1 protein-coding gene is annotated in these 1,438 nt (G+C 70.3%); it reads left to right on the top strand.

Going from position 1 to position 1,438, the window contains the following annotated elements; genetic code table 11:
* Nucleotides 1-42 precede the first annotated feature (42 nt).
* Nucleotides 43-1,266, top strand: a complete 1,224-nt coding sequence (locus ABD330_RS32255) for an IS4 family transposase (RefSeq protein ID WP_344469873.1) — start codon at nucleotides 43-45, stop codon at nucleotides 1,264-1,266.
* Nucleotides 1,267-1,438 lie beyond the last annotated feature (172 nt).

Genomic DNA, 1,438 nt, shown 5'->3' on the forward strand with positions numbered 1-1,438 from the left:
CAATGCTGGTGACTTTGTCCTGTCTGTCTCGTTGGTAGTGGTGTGGCGAGGGTGGGGCAGGTCAAGGCACCTGCGGGTGAGCGGTTGTCGGATCGGATCGCGATCGGGGTGCTGACCCAGGCGTTTCCGCGGAGTCTGGTCGACGAGGTGATCGCCGAGTGCGGTCGGGTCGAGCGGCGCAGTCGGTTGCTGCCGGCGCGGGTGGTCGTGTACTTCGTGCTCGCGATGTGCCTGTTCTTCGGGCAGGGCTACGAGGAGGTCGCGCGGCTGCTGGGCGAGGGGCTCGGGGACGGCCGGCGGCCGTGGCGGGTGCCGACGACCGCCGCGATCGGCCGGGCCCGTCGCCGACTTGGGCCGGAGCCGTTGAAGGTCCTGTTCGCGCGGGTGTGCCGTCCGGTGGCGGTTCGCGGAACGGCGGGCGCCTGGTACCGGCGCTGGCAGCTGGTCGCGATGGACGGCACCACCCTGGACCTGGCGGACACCGCCGACAACGACGAGTTCTTCGGCCGTCCGGGCTCCGGGCGCGGGGTCGGGGCGTTCCCGCAGGCCAGGCTGGTCGCCCTGGCCGAGTGCGGCACCCACACCGTGTTCGGCGCCGCACTGGGGCCGCTGTCGGTCAGCGAGCAGACCCTGTCCCGGCAGCTGTTCGCCCACCTGCGGGCGGGCATGCTGCTGCTGGCCGACCGCGGCTTCTACGGCTTCGAACTGTGGCAGCAGGCGCGGGCCGGCGGCGCGGACCTGCTGTGGCGGGTCAAGAAGAACGCCGCGCTACCGGTCGTGCGGGTCCTGGACGACGGCTCCTACCTCAGCGAGGTCCATGCCGAGCAGGACCGCAGGACCCGCCGCCACCCGGTGACCGTGCGGGTCATCGAGTACACCCTCGCCTCCACCGGTGACACCATGCTCTACCGCCTGGTCACCACGCTCCTGGACCCGACGCAGGCACCGGCCGGCGAACTGGCCGCGCTCTACACCCAGCGCTGGGAGATCGAGACCACCCTGGACGAGATCAAGACCCACCAGCGCGGCCCCAGACTCGTCCTGCGCTCCAAGTACCCGTGGGGCGTCGAGCAGGAGGTCTACGGCCTCCTGCTCGTCCACCACGCGATCCGACAGTTGATGCACCAAGCGGCCCTGCACGAGGGCATCGACCCCGACCGGCTGTCGTTCACCCGCAGCCTGCGAGTCGTGCGCCGCCAGGTCCCCGCCCAGGCGGGACTTTCCCCCCGGCACACTCGCCCGCGCACTGACCCGCGCCCTGGCTGAGATCACCGAACGCCTGCTACCCGAACGCCGCCAACGGACCTGCCCCCGCGTCATCAAACGCAAGATGTCCAACTGGCCCCTCAAACGTGCCCACCACCGCAACTGGCCACCACCAGAAGCGACAACAGCCACCATCACCCAGCCAAGAACAACCTAAAGTCACCAGCATTGG

It is taken from the genome of Kitasatospora kazusensis (assembly GCF_039529945.1).
In the GTDB taxonomy this organism is placed as follows: Bacteria; Actinomycetota; Actinomycetes; order Streptomycetales; family Streptomycetaceae; genus Kitasatospora; species Kitasatospora kazusensis.